The sequence below is a fragment of the Vibrio sp. Vb2880 genome, from assembly GCF_033337975.1.
Classification (GTDB): domain Bacteria; phylum Pseudomonadota; class Gammaproteobacteria; order Enterobacterales; family Vibrionaceae; genus Vibrio; species Vibrio alginolyticus.
The window spans coordinates 87,390-108,222 of sequence record NZ_JAWORT010000004.1; the positions used below are offsets into that span (position 1 = coordinate 87,390).

A 20,833-nucleotide genomic window follows, 5' to 3' on the forward strand; every position below is an offset into this window, starting at 1 on the left:
AAAAAGAAGCAATGAAATAGAACATTATGCGGGTGGCCTTTAAACAAGGTTTCTACCCGCATTATTATGAAGGACGTTAGAGTCAGTTATGGGTAAATCACTCGTTATAGTGGAGTCACCAGCCAAGGCAAAGACGATAAATAAGTACCTTGGTAAAGACTTTATTGTTAAGTCTAGTGTTGGTCATGTGCGTGATCTGCCTACGGCCGGTCAAAGCACTGGTGAGAAAAAAGCCGCAGCCATCTCAACTAAAGGGATGAGTCCGGAAGAGAAAGCGCGCGTTAAAAAAGAGAAAGACCGCAAAGCGTTGATCAAAAAGATGGGGATTAACCCATATCATGACTGGGAAGCGAATTACCAAATCCTTCCAGGCAAAGAAAAAGTTGTCAACGAACTACAAAAACTCGCCAAAGACGCAGATTGCGTTTATCTCGCAACCGATTTGGACCGCGAAGGAGAAGCAATCGCATGGCACCTTCGTGAGATCATCGGTGGCGATGAAGAGCGATACAAACGTGTAGTTTTTAACGAAATTACGAAAAACGCGATCCAACAAGCTTTCCAGACACCTGGCGAGCTGAACATGGATGGTGTAAATGCCCAACAAGCACGTCGCTTCATGGACCGTGTCGTTGGTTTTATGGTTTCACCTTTACTTTGGAAAAAAGTGGCTCGTGGTTTATCTGCTGGTCGCGTGCAGTCTGTTGCGGTGAAACTGTTAGTTGAGCGCGAGCGTGAGATTAACGCGTTTGTACCAGAAGAATTCTGGGACATTCATGCGAATACGAAAACGAAAGACAAAGCGGACTTTAAACTGCTTGTTGCTCAGAAAGACGGTTCTGCGTTTAAGCCAGTTAATGAGGCAGAAACCAAAGCAGCGATGTCTGTACTTGAGAATGCAAGTTACGAAGTATGTAAGCGTGAAGACCGCCCTACAAAGAGCAAGCCCTCAGCACCTTACATCACCTCTACGCTTCAACAGGCAGCAAGTACACGTCTGGGCTACGGCGTGAAAAAGACCATGATGCTAGCTCAGCGCCTCTATGAGGCCGGTTACATCACTTATATGCGTACTGACTCGACTAACCTAAGTGCCGAGGCTGTGGACGCTGTACGTGACTTTATTGGTTCTGAGTTTGGTGATAAGTACCTACCAGCGAAACCATTGACGTACGGTAGCAAAGAAGGAGCACAGGAAGCGCACGAAGCGATCCGTCCTTCAAATGTGGGTGTTAAGGCGGAAGACCTGCAAGGTGTCGATGCTGATGCGCACAAACTTTACGCTTTGATTTGGAATCAGTTTGTAGCGTGTCAAATGACGCCAGCAGAATACGATTCAACAACCATTAGCGTAAAAGCGGCAGAATACACGCTTAAAGCGAAAGGCCGTATCCTTAAATTTGACGGCTGGACTCGTGTACAGCGTCCAATGGGCAAAAACGAGGATACAATCCTTCCAGCGGTACAACTTGGCGATAAGCTAAGCTTAGAGTCACTTGACCCTAAACAGCACTTTACAAAGCCACCTGCGCGCTACACTGAAGCAGCACTGGTTAAAGAGCTGGAGAAACGAGGCATTGGTCGTCCGTCGACTTACGCATCGATCATTTCTACGATTCAAGATCGTGGCTACGTGAAAGTTGATCAGCGCCGTTTCTACGCTGAAAAAATGGGTGAAATTGTTACTGACCGCCTTGATGACAGCTTTAACGATTTAATGAACTACGACTTTACTGCGCGTATGGAACAGAAATTGGACCAAATCGCTGAAGGTGAAGTGAACTGGAAAGCTGTGTTAGACAACTTCTTTGCTGATTTTACTGGCGATCTTGAAAAAGCGGAGCTAGATGAGTCAGAAGGCGGTATGAAGTTAAATCACATCGTCATGACGGATATCGAGTGTCCGACGTGTAGCCGTCCAATGGGCATCCGTACTGCTTCGACAGGTGTGTTCTTAGGCTGTTCAGGTTACGCGTTACCACCAAAAGAGCGTTGTAAGACAACCATCAACTTGGGTGACGAAGAAGGTATTATTAACGTTCTAGAAGAAGACGTTGAAACCGCAGCTCTGCGCGCTAAAAAGCGTTGTCCGATCTGTGAAACAGCGATGGACGCATACCTGATTGATGACAAGCGTAAGATGCATGTTTGTGGTAATAACCCGAATTGTGAAGGCTACCTTGTTGAATACGGCGAGTTCAAAGTAAAAGGCTACGATGGTCCAGTTGTTGAATGTGACAAATGTGGCTCTGATATGGTGCTTAAGAACGGTCGCTTTGGTAAATACATGGATTGTACGAGCGAAACGTGTAAGAACACTCGTAAGATCTTGAAGAATGGCGAAGTCGCGCCCCCGAAAGAAGATCCTGTTCATTTCCCCGAGTTGCCATGTGAAAACTCAGATGCGTATTTCGTACTTCGTGATGGTGCTTCAGGTCTATTTATGGCGGCAAGCAACTTCCCGAAATCGCGCGAGACACGTGCTCCTTTGGTTGCTGAACTGGCACGTTTTGAAGAGCGTTTACCTGAGAAGTTCAAATACCTAGCGACCGCACCGCAAGAAGATCCTGATGGTCGTCCTGCAGTTGTACGCTTTAGTCGCAAAACAAAAGAGAACTACGTTCGTTCGGAAGAGAACGGTAAGCCAAGTGGTTGGACAGCGCTCTTTGTTGACGGTAAGTGGGAAGTCACTGATAAGCGTAAAAAAGCGAAAGCATAAAAACGTACGATCTAAGTGATGTAAAAAGGCAGCGATATCGCTGCCTTTTTTGCGTTTTGTTTTTGCGTAAAGGCCATTGTGTTGTTCGTATAGATCTTTGCTGCTTTGACTGAGTTTTGCTGACGCGAGAAGATCCCAGCATCAATATTTCGTAGTCGCTGATGTATTTTTTATGTAAAAAATATTCGTTGTAACTTTCATTTTGCATTCACATATTTGTTATACATTGAGCTAAAAAAATCGGCGGTGTAGTGAATCCGTTCGTAAATTGTTTTCACAATGTAATCGTTTGCTTTTCCATGTGTGATCTAGATATCGTCTTGAGTACGCAAGAGCTGTATGGTACACAGAATGGCGTATTAAAAATTGTAATTTAGAACCCGCTTAGATAATTTATTACAAAAATTAGTGCAACTGTGTGCATTGTTTGCGTCAAAAAATAAGGAAAGAGTGGACGTTGCATACTGGAAGTGCCGTAGCTTTTTTATCCGTGTTGTAAGAGTTCACAGAAACTCAGAGACGGTTGCTAAATGTATTCGCTTGACTCCCCGAGTATGACTCATTCAAGCGAGTACCAAATCCAAGCTATAACGATATGGAGAACAACAAATGGCTGGTGTTTTGGGAATGATTCTTGCTGGCGGTGAAGGCTCTCGTTTGAGACCTTTAACGGAATCTCGCAGTAAACCTTCGGTACCGTTTGGTGGTAGTTATCGATTGATCGATTTTGCTCTAAACAATTTTGTTAATGCGGATCTGATGCGCATTTACGTCCTAACCCAATTTAAATCTCAATCTTTATTCCATCACTTAAAAAAGGGGTGGAACATCAACGGCATTACAGACCGCTTTATCGATCCTATTCCCGCTCAAATGCGTACTGGTAAACGTTGGTACGAAGGGACGGCGGACGCGATCTATCAAAACCTGCGTTTTATGGAATTAGAGGAACCAGAGCAAGTTTGTATTTTTGGCTCTGACCATATCTATAAGATGGATATCAAACAAATGCTGAACTTCCACTCAGAAAAGAAGGCTTCTCTGACGGTATCTGCATTGCGCATGCCACTAAAAGAGGCGTCGCAATTTGGGGTTATCGAAGTGGATAGTGAAGGTCGTATGATTGGCTTTGAAGAAAAACCTGCAAATCCGAAGTCGATTCCTGGGGACCCTGATTACGCTTTAGTTTCAATGGGTAACTATGTTTTTGAAGCTCAGGTATTGTTCTCAGAGTTGGTCGAAGATGCGGATAATGAAGCTTCATCACATGATTTTGGAAAGGACATCATTCCAAAGATGTTCCCTAGAGGTGATGTGTTCGTGTATGACTTCAGTACCAACAAAATCAGTGGCGAAAAAGAAGAGGTGTACTGGCGTGATGTCGGAACTATTGATGCGTACTGGCAAGCGCATATGGATCTGCTAGAAAAAGATGCTCCATTTTCGCTGTACAACCGTAAATGGCCATTGCACACCTACTACCCACCATTGCCACCTGCGACATTTACCGACTCTGATAATGGTCGTGTGCAGATAATAGATAGTTTAGTGTGTAATGGCAGCTATGTTAGAGGCTCAAGAATCGAAAAGTCGGTGCTTGGTTTTCGCAGTAATATTGCTTCTGCTTGCGATATCAGCGAATGTATACTTCTTGGTGACGTAAAAATTGGCGAAGGCTGTGTTTTACGTCGTGTGATTGTCGACAAGGATGCCGATATTGCTCCTGGCACTCAGATTGGTGTGAATCTTCAAGAAGATAAAAAACACTTCCACGTGTCTGAGGAGGGCATTGTTGTTATTCCGAAAGGAGCTCGAGTTGGCTACTAACAACTTATCTATTCTGTTTGTAGCTTCTGAGGTTGAAGGCCTCATTAAAAGTGGTGGCTTGGCAGATGTTGCCAAGGCACTACCGGAAGCCCTTCAAAACCTACAGCAAGACGTAAGAATTACCATCCCTGCGTACAGCAGTATTGATAAACTCGCAGACGCAGAAGTTGTATTAGAAACAGAATTAACATCATGGCCGCATACGGAGTATCGAGTTTTGCGGCTCATGTTAGGTCAAAATCCTGTTTACCTGATTGATTGTCCGCCGTATTTCAATCGACCATCAATGTATGCGGAGAACAACCAAGCGTATACTGATAACGGCGAGCGCTTTGCGTTTTTTAGTGCAGCATGTCTCGACATGTTACCCAAGCTCGCCTTTCAACCTAATATCATACACGCGAACGATTGGCACACAGGTCTTGTTCCATTTTTGCTCAAGCACAGGTATGGCAATGATCCGTTTTTTGCTCATACTAAAAGCGTCATTTCAATTCACAATGCGGTCTTTAAAGGCGTATTTAGTTATGAAGACGTGCAGTGTTTGCCCGAGTTTCATTGTAGAAACGTTCCCGATGCTGCGGTGAGTGCAACGCATATTACGATGCTTAAAGCTGGTGTAATGAATGCAGATAAGATAAACGCGGTTAGCCCTACGTACGCAGAGGAACTAAAAACAGAGCTTGGCAGTCACGGCATGGCTTGGGAGTTTCAGCAACGTGCGCAGGACTTAGTCGGCATCTTGAATGGTTGTGATTACAGCGCTTGGAATCCGGAAACGGATACCTACTTGCCGGTTAATTACTGCGCCGACCAGAAAAGTATGTCGCAAGGGAAGAAAGCTTGTAAAAAAGCATTACAACAAAGACTAAATTTGCCCGAAAAAGATGTAGCTATGTTCGGTATGGTTTGTCGCTTGACCCAGCAGAAAGGCGTTCATTACTTGTTGCCTGCTTTGGCCGATTTTTTGAAGCACGATGTTCAGCTAGTTGTCGTTGGGACCGGAGACCCTGTTCTTGCCGCTCAGTTACGAGAGGTTGCCGCGCAGTTTTCTAGCAAATTTGCCTTTGTAGAAGCGTATGACAATGAACTTGCGCATATCGTTGAAGCGGGTTCTGATTTCTTCTTGATGCCTTCTGAGTTTGAACCATGTGGCTTAAACCAAATCTATAGTATGGCTTATGGGACATTACCGATAGTACGCGGTGTTGGTGGCTTAAAGGACAGCGTTAGCGATTATGATGTAAACCCATCTGAAGCAACGGGGTTTGTTTTTTTCGAACCGACACCGCAGGCATTGTTGTTAACGATGCTAAGGGCACTGTTGCTCTACGCTCAAAACGAGCCTGAAGTGAATAAAGTACAGTTGCACGCGATGCAACAAGACTTTTGTTGGCAAAAGGCCGCAGAATCTTATTTGCAGCTTTACCACTCAGCGTTAGTTTGACTTAAAATTGTAACGAAAGGCACCGAATGAGGTGCCTTTATTATCTTGAGTAAGGGGAGTGTGGTAGGATGGCTTTTTACTCAATAGCACGATCTTTTTGATACTCAATATGACCCAGCCGCTACTTTTTCATAAAACCTATTTGCACCCTACTAGTAATGAGTGGGTTGTATTTGTGCACGGTGCTGGTGGTAGCTCTTCTATCTGGTTCAAGCAAATTAAAGCTTACAAGCAACACTTTAACTTATTGCTGATCGATTTAAGAGGTCATGGAAAGTCAAATCAGTTACTTAAAGAGCTCATTGCTAGCCGTTATACCTTTACGGAAGTTACCCAAGATATTTTGAAAGTATTGGACCATTTAAAGATCCAATCCGCTCATTTTGTCGGTATGTCGCTTGGTACTATTATTGTTCGAAACCTTGCTGAATTGTCATCAGAGCGCGTACGTTCGATGGTGCTCGGCGGTGCTGTCACAAGGCTTAACACTCGTTCTCAGATATTGGTGAAATTAGGTAATTTTTGTAAGCATATCCTACCGTACATGTGGCTCTACAAACTGTTCGCTTATATTGTTATGCCTCAAAGAAGCCAACGAGAATCTCGCCACCTTTTTATTCGCGAAGCCAAGAAGCTTTGCCAAAAAGAATTTAAACGTTGGTTTATTCTTGCTGCTGATGTAAATCCGTTAATGAAATATTTTAAAGATCGAGAGTTACCCATTCCGACTCTTTACTTAATGGGCGACAGGGATTACATGTTTATTAAACCTGTCAAAGAAATGGTTGCAGCACATAAGCTCAGCATTCTACGAGAAATCCCGAATTGTGGTCATGTATGCAATGTAGAGCGTCCAGAAGACTTCAATCAACACTCTATCGAGTTTATTAAACAGCAAGCTGTATGTGCTTAAAACTGAGTGCATCCACTGAATAGGAGAGCCGCTATAGCTCTCCTAGTTGATATCCACATTGCCAACATGCACCAAATTGCCCTTCGTTTATTTCATGACATTTTGGGCATTGCCAATCTTGATACTCATGCCTATCGGATTGTTTTCGATATGCTTTTACTATTTCTTCAGCTTTCATCTTTTGTGCAGTGTCAAAAAGCCACACATAAGGATCGGTATCATCACCAAACGGCAGTTCTCCTTTTAAGCCGAAAATACCTTCTCCACGAACTTCACAGTAAATTTGTTCCACTTTAAGCAGCTCACATACAATGTGTGCTTCTGTTGGGTTTTTAGCGATAAATATTTTCATCAAAATACCCACTTCACCAATTACGAGTTTTGCTGACTTGGTGTCGGCCTTACTTTATTCATAACCCATTTAGTTATGATTGGAAATAGTCCCAATAGCGCAAAAGACGCTAATACTGCGGGTGAAACAATGCCCGATAGGCTTTCAATTGTTGCTAATTGAGTACCTGCATTCAGATATACGGCTGTGCCTGGCAGCATACCTATTTGGCTAGTGAGATAAAATCTACCTACAGACATCGGCGTTAAGCCCATCAGTAAGTTGATTAGAAAGAAAGGGAATACAGGGATTAGACGCAAGGAAAATAGATAAAAAGCTCCGTCTTTTTCGACACCTTGATTAATTGCGTTGAGTTTATTTCCGAATTTGTTTTGTACCCAGTCACGCAATAAGTATCGGCTGCTCAAGAAGGCCAGTGTTGCCCCCATAGTGCTAGCGAAAGAAACCAGTAGCAAGCTTGTCCAAAAACCAAATAAGGCTGCACCAAGTAAGGTGACTACTGCCGCTCCTGGGATAGAAAAAGCGGTAATTGCAATGTAGGTAAAAAAGTAAATCGCAGCCGAGAATACAAAATTCTGATCGATGTATGTAGTTAGTGCTTCTTGTTGGGCTTTTGCATTCTCTAAGGTTAAATACTGGCCAAAGTTAATACCTAAAAAGACGATAGCCGCTAGTAGGATGAGACCTAATATCAGTTTCTTATTCATAATTTTGATTCCAATTTGGGATATATGTAATAAGACAGTAGGAAAACCGAAAAAATTTCACAAAAAAACCGCAGATTAGACTGCGGTTTTACAAGATAGTTTTTAGGCCGACTTTTATTGGAGGCCGTTCATCAACTCATCTCGGCGAGCTTGAGGTACCACACTCCAATGAGTGCCGTTGATAGCACCTTCTAGTGCCCATAGCAACTCAATGTTGACGGTTGCAGAGTGCGTATCTCTTATCGCTTTATAGGCGTTAAGCGCACCTTCCTCTTCAAGCTTCTCTACGGATTCGATGCCGGCTTTTTTTAGCATGCGCTCGGTAGCCAGTCGTAAGTTAGGCAAATCTTTCAAACGGTTAGGCTTTGTACTTGCTTGCTGTTCTTTCTCAAGCTTTGCCTTTTTCAATGATTGATTCGCTACTTCGATTAAGCGTTCGCTTGATTCCCATAAATCGCTGGAAATAGCGTAGTACTTTGTAACGACTGGAAAGCCACGTTTTTTATAAACGTAAGGCTTTAGCCCTTGTTTCTCGAAGTCAGATGAAGTTTTTTGGTCTGCTCTGATATGAAGCTGATTGTTTACCACTAGTGCAAACATTGTTTCATCAGCGAATAGTCCGAAGCCACCAAACATTGAGCGCGACTTGATATTACCAAGTGCCTCAAATAGCTTCATAGAGTCTTTGAGTATCGGTTTATCCATGTTTTGTTATCTCGGTGTAATTAATATTACGCCACCAAAAGTCAGGTCCGAGAGAGTAGCAAACATGCGTAAAAACAATGTCATTACAGAGTAAAGTCATTGCTTACACACTTGCCATCGGTAACCCCGCTACCTTCCATATCGTAATATGGTTCAGGCCGGAGGCTTTGCGTCCCACTCTTTCGAATGGTTTGCCCTGTGCGTGACACAATGAGCATACTTCTTATATTGAATTAACATCACGGTTTAGCGTTAAAAGTGTGATTTCGGTTCAATAAAAATGATAGATTGAATGCTCTATTTTGCATATGGAAAGGTGCAAATTGGCCTTTGAAAAGGAGTTCTTAATATATATTACATTTATATAAAACAGGGAGTTAACGTTAGTCAATTGTTATTAGAGTGGTGTGAAGTATTAGAGAATGCTTAATTTTTCCAAAAAAATAAGCGCCCCTGTAGAGCGCTTATTTAACACGGTTAAATACAGTGAATTTTAGTTCATTTTTTTCACAGTATTTCGAATTACAAGCTCAGGTTGCATCTCGAAAATTCGTTTTTCGTGTTCTTTATCTTTGATACGCTCAAGTAGAATTTCGAATGCATTTTTACCAACACGACGTTTAGGTTGGTGGATAGTCGTTAGCGGTGGAGAGAAGTATTCCGCAAGCTCGATGTTGTCGTAGCCGATCACTGAAATATCTTCAGGAATTTTGATCCCGTTTTGTTGCAAGCGGCTCATTAGGCCTAGAGCCATTGTGTCGTTAAAACAGAATACCGCCGTCGGGCGCTTGTCCATTGCGGTAATTTTATCTGCAACTAATACGGCCGTATCACATTCAAAGTTACCTTCAAGGATCCAGTCTTCATTTACAGCTAGGTTCGCTTCGCTCATTGCGCGACGGAAACCTGCAATGCGCTCTTGGCAAGCAAGCTTTTCAAAATGACCGCTTAGACAAGCGATATCCGTATGACCATTATCAATCAGATGTTTGGTTGCAATGTAGCCACCTTCTTCTGAGTTATCCATGATCTTGTCTGCTTGTGAGCTCTCTGGGCCCCAATCCATGACCACTTTAGGAATGTCCGCATGACGGTCAAGCATCTCTTTTAGTTCTTCGGTTAAGTCAGAACACATCACTAGGATGCCATCAACGCGCTTTTCAGCCAGCATACGAATGTAATCGCGTTGTTTTTCGTAAATCCCGCCTGTGTTACATAAAATCAGAGTATAGCCTTGGCGGTAACAGTAGCTCTCAACCCCGTCAATCACTTCTGAGAAGAATAGGTTGGTTGACTGCGTTACTAACATGCCAATAGTACGAGTTGAGTTGCATTTTAGGCTGCGTGCAACGGCACTTGGCGCGTAATTCAGCTCGTCAACGGCTTTCATTACTTTTTCTTGCGTTGCTTCTGCAACGAAACGCGTTTTATTGATAACGTGCGAAACTGTCGTAGTGGAAACGCCGGCTAAGCGAGCAACGTCTTTTATCGTGGCCATAAATGGTGTCCTGTATCGAGCTACTGAAATATGTCGTATTGGATGTACCTGATGCTCTAATGGTTTCACACCTAGCAATCTAAAATTGGCGCTAAGTGTCTCGGCAGCGGTTGATCCAAGTGCGACAAAAGGGTGCGTAGCAGCATCGGTCGATGAATTTTATCTTTTTCTATCTGATGAGAAATTGCCATCAACCTGTTAAGAAAACACAAAAACCGCTATATTTCAGCGGTTTACATATAAATCATATTTAATCGTTTGCGCTCACATTTTAGCCCTATGTGGACTGACTAGCAATGTTTTCAGCAAGAGATTTGTGTATTTGAAGTCACATTTTGACTGCTAAATAACCAAGCGTCTTTGCGCTAAGTTAAGGCAAACGAATATTATACCCAAGTTACTTACAATCGGTCACTTTCAGGCATACAGGAAGCCCGATAGGCAGGCTCCCTAAAAATAGGCGGCAATTATTCACCAAGAAGGTAGGCGCTGTCTAGTTTACAAAATGCAACTAATAGTTTCGCGATACTTGAGTAAAATCCAAATTCATCGAATTTTTTACATTTGTCTGAAAACTGAGGTAACCAAGACATCAATTGTTGCTGGATAAAGTCGTTTTGTTTAACGAAGGCTTCTTCCATGTGTTTTTCTTGTTCAAGCTCGTTTGAGCGGATAATCATGTTCCCGAGAAAGTCGAGCTCAACGGCTAAGTGATCCGCAGGTTCCTTTAGGTTTTCGTCTACTTGAACGCCAAATTCAGCCATCAACTTTTCCATTTCCTCAGCTGGCTTGTCATTCAGTAAACCTGATTCACCAATGTACATGGATGCGTAAGGAAGAGCGCCGTATTTTTCTGTCTTCAAAAACAGTTCACAAAAGTCAGCTGCAAGCTCTAGTTGTGCATCTTCACGATCTTGTAACCGATTCAATGCATCAACTAGGCTATCAACAGCTGGTTTCAGCGACTCATTTTCACCTAAACCTGCGAGAAAACTGCGAATTTCAACACTGTGATAGGCTTCCAATTCTTTCTCTGTTAGTTCTTTTGCGAACAAGCTCGAAAACCACCAGTAAATTTCAGCGCGTTTTTCATTAAAAGCTTTCACTTCTTGCATTTTGGGCTCCTGAATGATGCTTCAAGTCATGCATCACAAAGTCAATTAGGGATATCCCCTAAGTGTAATCAATTAAAATGAATAGCAGTAACTATAATTGTTATGTTTTATGGTCAAAAATGACCGTTTATTAATAGCAATGGGCAAGCTTGTTTTGAATCAATAAAAACGCTAAATCTTGCGTTTTAATGTATCTATGACTAGAAATGTTACTAGTTATGAATAGAATACGTCTTGGATAATAAGAAGACAGAAAAGTGGTGTAAATGAGCTATCACGTATTAGTCGTAGAAGATGATGTTGTAACTCGTAGTAAGCTTGCGGGATATTTCCAAAATGAGGGCTACCAAGTCAGCGAAGCAGAGAGTGGCGCAGAAATGCGTGAAGTTTTGCAAGCGGGCGATGTAGACCTGATCATGCTGGATATTAACCTGCCTGGTGAAGACGGCCTGATGCTTACTCGTGAGTTACGTAGCCAATCGGATATTGGTATCATATTAGTAACAGGACGCACGGATAGCATTGATAAAATCGTAGGCCTAGAAATGGGTGCTGACGATTATGTGACAAAACCTTTTGAACTGAGAGAGCTGTTAGTTCGCGTTAAAAACTTGCTGTGGCGTATTTCAGCAGCGCGTAGTGGCAGCTCGAAAGCGAATGAAACCAGTGAAGAGCACATTGTGCGCTTTGGGGAGTGGACATTCGACATTCAACGTCGCGCACTTAGCCGCAACGGTGAGCCAGTAAAACTAACTAAAGCAGAGTATGAACTTTTGGTGGCATTATCGTCTTACCCTAACCAGGTGTTAAGTCGTGAGCGTATTTTGAACATGATTAGCCATCGAGTGGATGCGCCGAATGACCGCACCATTGATGTTCTTATTCGACGTATGCGCGCAAAAATGGAGTTCGATCCTAAGAACCCACAGATTTTTGTAACGGTGCACGGCGAAGGCTATATGTTTGCTGGTGACTAGTTTGAACATAACTCAATCGTAAAAAGAAAAGGAGAGCTTCGGCTCTCCTTTTTTGTGGCTTCAAGATAATACTAGTTTGCTTCAACCATTGGTGTTTGGCCGACAGTATCACGCAACCTTTGCCAAATACTGCCCAAGTACTCATGCCAATAAAGCTCTGTTTGTTCTAAGTAACGCGCTTTAGGTGAGTATTTATCCCAAGGTTGACTTATCTCGCTAATAGCTAAGAAGTTGGTCGGGGCTGGGATTGGTTTAATGCCTGCTGCGTTGAACTCATACAATGCACGGCTCATGTGACTCGCAGAAGTGACTAACACAATCTCCTTTTGTTGAACGAATGCAGCCGCTTGACGCGCCTCTTCCCACGTATCTTTCGCATCTTCTAATAAAATGATATCGGATTTCGCGACTCCCAACGCAAGGGCAACGTTCGCCATCATTCGCGCGTGGCTAATTTCAGATCCGCCAGCATAGCCGGATAAGATTAATTTCGCGCCTGGATACATTCTTAAAATACGAATGCCCTCAGTTAAGCGCATTAATGCTGCACGGCTTAACTGCGAGGTGGGTGGAATTTCGTCATCGATAACATGACCATTCCCTAAAACCATCACGTAGTCGATGGTGCCAGAAACTGGCAAAAAGGCTTTATGCTCTCGCTCTAACGGCATAAGAAGCTTGGTTGAAACAGGTTGGAAGGCAACAAGAAAAATGCCAACAAAAGAGAATAGAACAACGAAGCAGCCAGTTTTACGTTTTGTAGTAAAACTAATGAGAGCAAGACCCAACAAGCCTATCAGCAGCAATGCCGGAAGGGGCATAAGCATGGCTGACACTACTTTTTTCAGCTCAAACATACATAAATAGTCCGAAAAAACATCAATTGATAATAAAAATGAGGGTATCCCTCTTTATTCCTGCTTTCCTTGTGCCAGAATAGCGGCACAATCCGTTATGATAACTCAGCAGAAGTGACAGAAGACCGCAATTTCGACGATATCGCCCACAAATTTGCAAAAAATATTTACGGCTCCGATAAAGGGGAGATCCGCCAAATCATTGTGTGGGAAGATTTTCTACAGATTCTAAGTGAATTAGATGCTGACCAGCAACCCCTAGAAGTGTTAGACGCTGGTGGTGGTTTGGCACAAATGTCGCAAAAGCTTGCTAAGCTCGGACATCGAATCGCTTTATGTGATCTATCTTCGGAAATGCTGCAGTTGGCTAAGCAGGATATTGAAAAAAACGGTTTGCTTGAGCAGTATCGCCTGATTCATTCGCCTGTCCAATCCATCGGTGAACATATGGATGGACAGGTCGATCTGGTTATGTTCCACGCTGTGATGGAGTGGCTGGTTGATCCTAAGGCCGCACTTGAAACAGTTCTAGAACAAGTAAAACCGGGAGGCATCGCATCAGTCATGTTCTACAACCACCACGGTTTAGTCTATAAAAACGTGGTTTGTGGCAACATTCCTCATATATTAGACGGCATGCCTCACCGAAAAAGATTTAAACTACAGCCGCAAAAAGGCTTAAAACCTGAAGAAGTCTACCAGTGGATAGAAAATTCAGGTTTTAATATTTGTTGCAAATCTGGTATTCGCTCATTTAGTGATTACATAGGCAATATGGAATACATGGGTGATTACGAGTTTGAAGATGTGTTGGCGCTAGAAAAACAACTTTGTCGACAAGAGCCATACCTCTCATTAGGCCGCTACATTCATGTGTGGGCTAAAAAGAACGATAAACAGGAATAACAATGAGTGAGATGACTCTCAATGCTGCAGAGCAACCAATCGATGAGCTGGTTGGCTGGGTTAAGCAGCACGATTTCTCGTTGAACCTGACCACAGAGCGATTGGCATTTTTGATAGCCATTGCCGTACTGAGTAATGAAAGGTTCGATGAAGAACTGGGTGAAGGTGAACTGCATGATGCATTTGCCATCGTCACTCGACTATTTGATGAGACCGGCGAAGCCTCCGCTTTTCGTGCGAACAATGCGATCAACGAGATGGTTAAGCAGCGTCTTATGAGCCGTTTTGTCAGTGAGATTACTGACGGAGCGAGCATTTACCGCTTGTCGCCATTAGCGATAGGAATAACCGACTACTACGTGCGTCATCGTGAGTTCTCAAAACTGCGTCTATCTATCCAGCTATCCATGGTAGCGGATGAAATGGCGAAAGCGATTGAAGCGGCACAAAAGGGTGGCACTCCGGGCCACTGGAAGAAAAACGTGTACGGGATTTTGAAATATTCTGTAGGCGAGATCTTCGATCAAATCGACCTTAACCAACGTGTGATGGATGAGCAGCAACAGTCTGTAAAACAACAGATTGCTGATCTGCTTAACAAAGACTGGCGTGAAGCGATCAACAACTGTGAAGCGCTACTGTCAGAAACGTCGAGCACGTTGCGTGAACTTCAAGATACGCTGCAAGCTGCCAGTGATGAACTGCAAACTCAGATCCTAGATATTCAAGAAATTGTTTACGGCGATCCTGAGCTTGAGTTCATCGAAGAAGCCTTATTTGGTCTGCAAATGAAGCTGGACCGAATCACAAGCTGGGGCCAGCAAGCGATCGACCTTTGGATTGGTTACGACCGACACGTACACAAGTTTATCCGTACTGCCATTGATATGGATAAGAACCGTGCGTTTAGCTCGCGTCTGCGTCAATCCGTCAAAGATTACTTCGATGCGCCTTGGTATCTGACTTATGCAGATGCGGAAAGGCTTTCTGACCTTCGTGATGAAGCCCTGGTACTGCGTGATGACGAGGTGACGGGTCAAGTTCCGATGGAAGTAGAATACGAAGAGTTTCAACAAGTCAATGATGAGTTGGCAGAGCGAATTGGTGACATGCTGAAAGCGCATAAAGATCAAGGCACACCAATCGACTTGAGCGTGGTTTTGCGAGATTACCTTGCACAGCACCCATACACTCATCACTTTGATTTAGCTCGCATTGTCGTTGATCAGGCGGTACGTCTGGGTTATTCAGAATCCGACTACCAAGCTGTTCAGCCAGACTGGAAAGCAATCAACGAATTTGGGGCAAAGGTACAAGCGAATGTCATCGACCGATACTAATGAATACATGTCAGAGAATCTGGCAAAAGCAATTTCTAACCCTCTGTTCCCAGCGCTAGACAGCATGCTTCGAGCAGGGCGTCATATCTCAAGTGAAGATCTAGACAACCACGCGTTGTTGTCGGATTTCGAACTTGAGCTTTCTTCTTTCTACCAACGCTACAACACCGAATTGGTGAAAGCACCAGAAGGTTTCTTCTACCTTCGTCCACGTTCAACATCTCTGATTGGCCGTAGTGTCCTTTCTGAACTGGATATGCTGGTGGGTAAGGTTCTGTGTTTCCTTTACCTAAGCCCAGAGCGTCTTGCGCACGAAGGTATCTTCACTAACCAAGAGCTGTACGACGAACTGCTTGCTCTAGCAGATGAAAACAAGCTGATGAAGCTAGTGACGAACCGTGCGACTGGTTCTGACCTTGATAAAGAAAAGCTGTTTGAAAAAGTTCGTACGTCACTTCGTCGTCTACGCCGCCTAGGCATGATCATCAACATCGGTGAAACCGGTAAATTCAGCATCAGTGAAGCAGTATTCCGCTTTGGTGCCGATGTACGTATTGGCGATGACATGCGTGAAGCGCAACTGCGTCTGATCCGTGATGGTGAAGCGGTAGTGCACACCAAAGAGCCAAGCCAAGGCAGCCTATTGTCTGAAGAAGATCAAGACGACCAAGCCCAAGAAGAAACAACAGAAGAGGGTGAAGCATGAGCATGATTGAACGCGGTAAATACCAATCGCTGACCATGGTCAACTGGAACGGCTTCTTTGCCCGTACGTTTGACATCGATGGTCTGGTCACCACGCTCTCAGGTGGTAACGGTGCAGGTAAATCAACCACAATGGCGGCGTTCATCACCGCATTGATTCCTGACCAAACGCTACTGCACTTCCGTAACACGACAGAAGCAGGCAGCAGCCAGTCGTCTCGCGACAAAGGTTTGTACGGTAAGCTACAGCCGGGCGCATGTTATGCGGCGCTAGACGTGGTGAACTCACGTAACCAACGCCTATTGTTCGCAGTAAAACTGCAGCAAGTTGCGGGTCGTGATAAGAAAGTAGACATCAAACCGTTTGTTATCCAAGGTCTTCCAAGCCATGTGAAACCAACGGATATCTTGATTGAAAGCGTATCAGCGACTCAAGCTCGTGTACGTCAAATCAACGAAGTAAAAGAATCGATCGCAGAATTTGAAGGCGTTCAATTTAAAGCGTTCTCTTCTATCGTGGATTACCACGCGCAAATGTTTGAATTCGGTGTGATTCCGAAGAAACTACGTAACTCTGGTGACCGTTCTAAATTCTACCGCCTGATCGAAGCATCGCTTTACGGTGGTATCTCAAGTGCAATTACACGCTCGCTACGTGACTACCTTCTGCCACAAAACGGCGGCGTGAAGAAAGCATTCCAAGATATGGAATCAGCACTGCGTGAAAACCGCATGACTCTAGAAGCGATCAAAACCACGCAAGCAGACCGTGACTTGTTCAAGCACTTGATCACTGAGTCGACCAACTATGTGGCTGCGGACTACATGCGTCACGCGAACGATCGTCGTAACAAGCTGGATAAAACGCTGTCATTGCGTTCAGAGTTGTTCGGTTCTCGTGAAACTCTCGTTGAGCAAAACAACCTGCTTAACCGCGTTCAAGAAGAGCTAGAGCTACTGATCGAGTCGGAATCTGCGCTAGAGCAAGATTACCAAGCGGCTTCGGACCACTTGCAACTGGTGCAAAACGCACTGCGTCAGCAAGAGAAGATCGAACGCTACCAAGAAGATCTTGAAGAGCTGAGTGAGCGTCTTGAAGAACAAATGATGGTAGTGGAAGAAGCGCAAGAACGCGTGCTGATGGTGGAAGAGCAGGCGACCGTTGCGGAAGAAGAGGTGGATAGCCTTAAGACGCAACTGGCTGACTACCAACAAGCACTTGACGTTCAGCAAACTCGTGCACTTCAATACCAACAAGCGGTTCAAGCGCTGGAGAAAGCGAAGCAACTACTTGGCGATGACAGCCTAACGGCAGAATCGGCACAAGCGCTTGTTTCTGAGCTTAAGAACAAAGAATCAGAAAGCACCAATGCGTTGCTATCGGTTAAGCACAAGCTGGACATGTCTTCTGCAGCGGCAGAGCAGTTTGAAACCGCGCTTAAACTGGTACAAAGCATCGTTGGTCAAGTTGAGCGCAAAGACGCGTCTGAACATGCGAAAACCGCAATTGCGAAAGCGCGTGAGTCACAACAAATCGCACAAAACGAACAGCAATGGCGAGCACAACACCGTGATCTCGAACGCAGCCTTAACCAGCAGCGTCAAGCACGTGAACTGGTTGCTGAATACAAAAAGCAATATCACGTTGAACTAACCGATGAGGTTACGTTTGAACAAGAACGTGAACGTCATGCGACGCAAATCGAATCACTAGAGATAGCTCAAGAAGAAGTTCGTGATCAGCGTGGTGAACAGCGCCGTCTAGAGCAAAACGCGGTGGCAGAAATCAGTAAGCTTGAAGCAATAGCACCAGCTTGGATTGCGGCGAACGATGCGCTAGAGAAACTGAGAGAGCAGAGCGGTGAAGAGCTTGAGGATCGCCATGCGGTAATGAACCACATGCAAGTTGTCCTTGAACAAGAAAGGGAGCTGTCTTTAGCTAAAGATAAGCTTGCTGAGCGCCGTAGCCAGCTAGACTCTGAGATTGAGCGTCTTGCTTCTCCTGGTGGTTCAAATGACCCTCGCCTGAAAGGTTTGGCAGATACGCTGGGCGGTGTATTGCTGTCTGAGATCTACGATGACATCACGATTGATGACGCGCCTTACTTCAGTGCGATGTACGGTCCGGCTCGTCACGCTATCGTTGTTTCTGACTTGTCAGGCATCGAAGAAAAACTGGTAGAGCTAGACGACTGTCCAGAAGACTTGTACATCATTGAAGGTGACATCGATGCCTTTGATGACAGCTCGTTCGATGCAGAAGAGTTAGAGGGCGCGGTTTGCGTTCGTATGAACGATCGCCAAATGCGTTACTCTCGCTTGCCTGAGATCCCATTGTTTGGCCGCGCGGCACGTGAGCAGCGTCTAGAGTTGCTGCGTAACGAACGAGAAGAAGTGGTAGAGAAACACGCAAAAGCGGCGTTTGATTCTCAGAAAATGCAGCGCTTGTACCAAGCGTTTAACTTATTTGTGTCTAACCACATTCAGGTTGCTTTTGACGCCGATCCAGAACAAGCACTGGCAACTATTCGTGATAAGCGTAACCAAATTGCTCGTGTGCTGGCGGATCTGGATGCGAAAGAGCAACAACAACGTTCTCAGCTTCAAACCAGCAAGCAAGCGTTGTCTTCTCTGGACAAGCTAGCGTCACACATGGTGCTTGTTGAAGATGAGTCATTGCAAGCGCGTTTTGATGAGCTAGAAGAGAAAATCGCTCAGCTTGCAGAGGCGAAGAACTTCTTAAGCAACCATGCAAAAGCCGTCGGGCAATTAGAGAATATTGCGTCTGCGCTTGATGCTGACCCCGAGCAATTCAATGCACTAGAAGCAGAATACAAAGCGGCAGACGAGCAGCTACAAGATCTTAAGAAGCAAATCTTTGCACTTTCAGATCTCGTTGAACGCCGCCACTACTTCGCTTACTCTGATTCAGTAGACCTACTGAACAAGAGCAGCGAACTGAGTGAGCAGCTAAAAGCAAAACTGGTTCAAGCTGAACAAATGCGTACACGCTCTCGTGAAGAGTTGAAACAGTCGCAAGGCCAAATGAACCAATACAACCAAGTATTGGCTTCTCTGAAGAGTTCACACCAAGCGAAACTGGAAACGGTTCAAGAGTTCAAACAAGAACTTCAAGAGTTTGGCGTGAACGCTGACGAAGGTGCAGAAGAGCGCGCAATGCGTCGTCGTGACGAATTGCACGAGCGTCTACACACGTCTCGCAGCCGTAAGAGCGAATACGAGCGCACGATCACCTCTACTGAACTAGAGATGAAAGGCTTGGCAAAACGTCTGAAGAAAGTTCAGAAAGAATACGTTGAGCTGCGTACGTTCGTGGTTGCTGCGAAAGCCGGCTGGTGTTCAGTGCTTCGTCTGGCGCGTGAGAACGATGTTGAGCGTCGTCTACACAAGCGTGAACTGGCTTACATGTCAGCGGATGAACTGCGTTCGATGTCGGATAAATCACTGGGTGCGCTGCGTCTAGCGGTTGCGAACAATGACGACCTGCGTGATGCACTCCGTTTGTCTGAAGACAACGCTCGTCCAGAGCGTAAAGTTCTGTTCTATATTGCTGTATACCAACACCTTCGTGAGCGTATTCGTCAGGATATCATCCGTACTGATGACCCAGTTGAAGCAATCGAAGAGATGGAAGTCGAGCTGGCGCGTCTAACGGAAGAGCTAACGCAACGTGAAAACCGTCTAGCGATCAGCTCTGAGTCGGTAGCGAGCATCATCAAGAAGACGATTCAGCGTGAGCAAAACCGTATTCGTATGCTGAACCAAGGCTTGTCGAACATTTCGTTTGGCCAGGTGAAAGGCGTACGTCTAAACGTGAAGATCCGCGAAAGTCACGAAGTGCTACTGAACGGTCTAGCGACACAGCAAGAGCAGCACAAAGACCTGTTTGAATCGACTCGCTTTACTTTCTCCGAAGCAATGGCGAAGCTGTTCCAACGTGTGAACCCACATATCGATATGGGTCAACGTTCTCCTCAGGTTCTGGGTGAAGAGCTACTGGATTACCGTAACTACCTAGAGCTAAGTGTAGAAGTGAACCGTGGTACAGATGGTTGGCTACAGGCCGAGTCTGGCGCACTATCAACAGGTGAAGCGATCGGTACCGGTCAGTCAATCCTATTGATGGTAGTACAAAGCTGGGAAGAAGAGTCTCGTCGTCTACGCAGCAAAGACATTGTGCCTTGTCGTTTGCTCTTCTTGGATGAAGCAGCGCGTCTGGATGCGAAATCGATCGCGACATTGTTCGAATTGTGTGACCGTCTGGATATGCAGCTTCTTATCGCGGCACCAGAAAACATCAGCCCAGAGAAAGGTACGACCTACAAACTGGTGCGTAAGGTGTTTAAAGACCACGAACACGTACACGTGGTTGGCTTGCGTGGTTTTGGTCAAACGGATAAGCCTAAGACTGAAGCGCAAGAGATGATTGAAGAGTTTGAATCGTAAACTCCGAATCTAATAAAACGCCCGCATGAACGCGGGCGTTTTTGTATCTGTTAGCGAGGTAGGCTTCGAACTACATAAGATAAGCCGAGACTGTAGGACGGCAGTCTCGGCTTATTAGCGGAACTTAATGAGGAAGCGACGTTTATTCCTCTGGAATATCGTCCCTGACTTCGATCATTTCAGCAAGCTCTTCAAGTGCTTGGACAGAAAGCTCAGACAAGCGCTGTAGGTGTTGGTCTAAGCTCTCTTGTTCTTCAAGCTCTGGTTCATCATTATTTGTTTCTTTTATTAGCATTTC

Annotated in this window: 16 protein-coding genes and 1 riboswitch; of the genes, 9 read left to right on the forward strand and 7 right to left on the reverse strand. The window is 44.8% G+C overall.

The features are described from left to right. The first annotated feature begins 88 nt into the window (after window positions 1–88). The 4 genes from topA to R7M92_RS06015 all read left to right on the forward strand — a co-directional run bounded on the left by topA (window position 89) and on the right by R7M92_RS06015 (window position 6,906). The gene (topA, locus tag R7M92_RS06000; protein ID WP_005378351.1) at window positions 89–2,719 is read left to right on the forward strand and encodes a type I DNA topoisomerase; all 2,631 of its coding nucleotides are present in this window, start codon (window positions 89–91) and stop codon (window positions 2,717–2,719) included. A 609-nt stretch (window positions 2,720–3,328) separates the two neighbouring features. Next, entirely contained in the window at window positions 3,329–4,546 is a 1,218-nt protein-coding gene (gene glgC / locus R7M92_RS06005; RefSeq protein WP_005378352.1) for a glucose-1-phosphate adenylyltransferase, read from the forward strand. Beyond that, window positions 4,536–5,993, forward strand: coding sequence for a glycogen synthase GlgA (gene glgA, locus R7M92_RS06010; RefSeq protein ID WP_213893680.1), 1,458 nt, complete (start codon window positions 4,536–4,538; stop codon window positions 5,991–5,993). Before glgC ends, glgA begins: the two co-directional genes overlap by 11 nt. A gap of 109 nt (window positions 5,994–6,102) precedes the next feature. Beyond that, a complete protein-coding gene (locus R7M92_RS06015; protein ID WP_017820032.1) occupies window positions 6,103–6,906 on the forward strand; it encodes an alpha/beta fold hydrolase in 804 nt (267 codons plus the stop codon). 31 nt (window positions 6,907–6,937) lie between these two features. Here R7M92_RS06015 and R7M92_RS06020 read toward each other — a convergent pair whose 3' ends face one another. The 5 genes from R7M92_RS06020 to torD form a co-directional block, all read right to left on the reverse strand. Next, window positions 6,938–7,258 carry a DUF2007 domain-containing protein gene (locus R7M92_RS06020; RefSeq protein ID WP_213969473.1) on the reverse strand — a complete coding sequence of 107 codons (321 nt, stop codon included), beginning with the start codon at window positions 7,256–7,258 and terminating at the stop codon, window positions 6,938–6,940. 20 nt (window positions 7,259–7,278) lie between these two features. After that, the gene (locus tag R7M92_RS06025; RefSeq protein WP_005378366.1) at window positions 7,279–7,965 is read right to left on the reverse strand and encodes a TVP38/TMEM64 family protein; all 687 of its coding nucleotides are present in this window, start codon (window positions 7,963–7,965) and stop codon (window positions 7,279–7,281) included. A gap of 114 nt (window positions 7,966–8,079) precedes the next feature. Next, the gene (locus R7M92_RS06030; protein ID WP_005378367.1) at window positions 8,080–8,670 is read right to left on the reverse strand and encodes a TfoX/Sxy family DNA transformation protein; all 591 of its coding nucleotides are present in this window, start codon (window positions 8,668–8,670) and stop codon (window positions 8,080–8,082) included. Between the two features lie 116 nt (window positions 8,671–8,786). Next, a riboswitch (cyclic di-GMP riboswitch) is annotated at window positions 8,787–8,876 on the reverse strand. 287 nt (window positions 8,877–9,163) lie between these two features. Continuing rightward, on the reverse strand, window positions 9,164–10,168 hold the full coding sequence (gene purR / locus R7M92_RS06035) for an HTH-type transcriptional repressor PurR (protein WP_005378368.1): 1,005 nt from the start codon (window positions 10,166–10,168) through the stop codon (window positions 9,164–9,166). A 467-nt stretch (window positions 10,169–10,635) separates the two neighbouring features. After that, window positions 10,636–11,283, reverse strand: a complete 648-nt coding sequence (gene torD, locus R7M92_RS06040; protein ID WP_262591814.1) for a molecular chaperone TorD — start codon at window positions 11,281–11,283, stop codon at window positions 10,636–10,638. A gap of 266 nt (window positions 11,284–11,549) precedes the next feature. On the opposite strand from torD, the gene torR reads away from it, so the two are divergent. Beyond that, window positions 11,550–12,260: a two-component system response regulator TorR gene (torR, locus tag R7M92_RS06045; protein ID WP_005378370.1), complete on the forward strand. Its 711-nt coding sequence runs from the start codon at window positions 11,550–11,552 to the stop codon at window positions 12,258–12,260. Between the two features lie 71 nt (window positions 12,261–12,331). On the opposite strand, the gene elyC is transcribed toward torR, so the two are convergent. Beyond that, entirely contained in the window at window positions 12,332–13,117 is a 786-nt protein-coding gene (elyC, locus tag R7M92_RS06050) for an envelope biogenesis factor ElyC (protein WP_005387893.1), read from the reverse strand. Window positions 13,118–13,231: 114 nt separating this feature from the next. Here elyC and cmoM point away from each other — a divergent pair, with 114 nt between their 5' ends. Genes cmoM through mukB form a run of 4 tightly spaced genes read left to right on the forward strand, consistent with a single transcriptional unit; the run spans window position 13,232 to window position 20,535 of the window. After that, window positions 13,232–14,023, forward strand: coding sequence for a tRNA uridine 5-oxyacetic acid(34) methyltransferase CmoM (cmoM, locus tag R7M92_RS06055; protein WP_318132991.1), 792 nt, complete (start codon window positions 13,232–13,234; stop codon window positions 14,021–14,023). A gap of 2 nt (window positions 14,024–14,025) precedes the next feature. Beyond that, entirely contained in the window at window positions 14,026–15,363 is a 1,338-nt protein-coding gene (gene mukF / locus R7M92_RS06060) for a chromosome partition protein MukF (protein WP_009707095.1), read from the forward strand. Continuing rightward, window positions 15,344–16,069, forward strand: a complete 726-nt coding sequence (gene mukE, locus R7M92_RS06065) for a chromosome partition protein MukE (protein WP_005378379.1) — start codon at window positions 15,344–15,346, stop codon at window positions 16,067–16,069. The genes mukF and mukE overlap by 20 nt, the downstream gene beginning before the upstream one ends. 2 nt (window positions 16,070–16,071) lie before the next feature. Beyond that, entirely contained in the window at window positions 16,072–20,535 is a 4,464-nt protein-coding gene (gene mukB, locus R7M92_RS06070; protein WP_318132993.1) for a chromosome partition protein MukB, read from the forward strand. A 142-nt stretch (window positions 20,536–20,677) separates the two neighbouring features. Here mukB and R7M92_RS06075 read toward each other — a convergent pair whose 3' ends face one another. After that, window positions 20,678–20,830, reverse strand: coding sequence for a hypothetical protein (locus R7M92_RS06075; protein ID WP_005378381.1), 153 nt, complete (start codon window positions 20,828–20,830; stop codon window positions 20,678–20,680). Window positions 20,831–20,833: the final 3 nt, after the last annotated feature.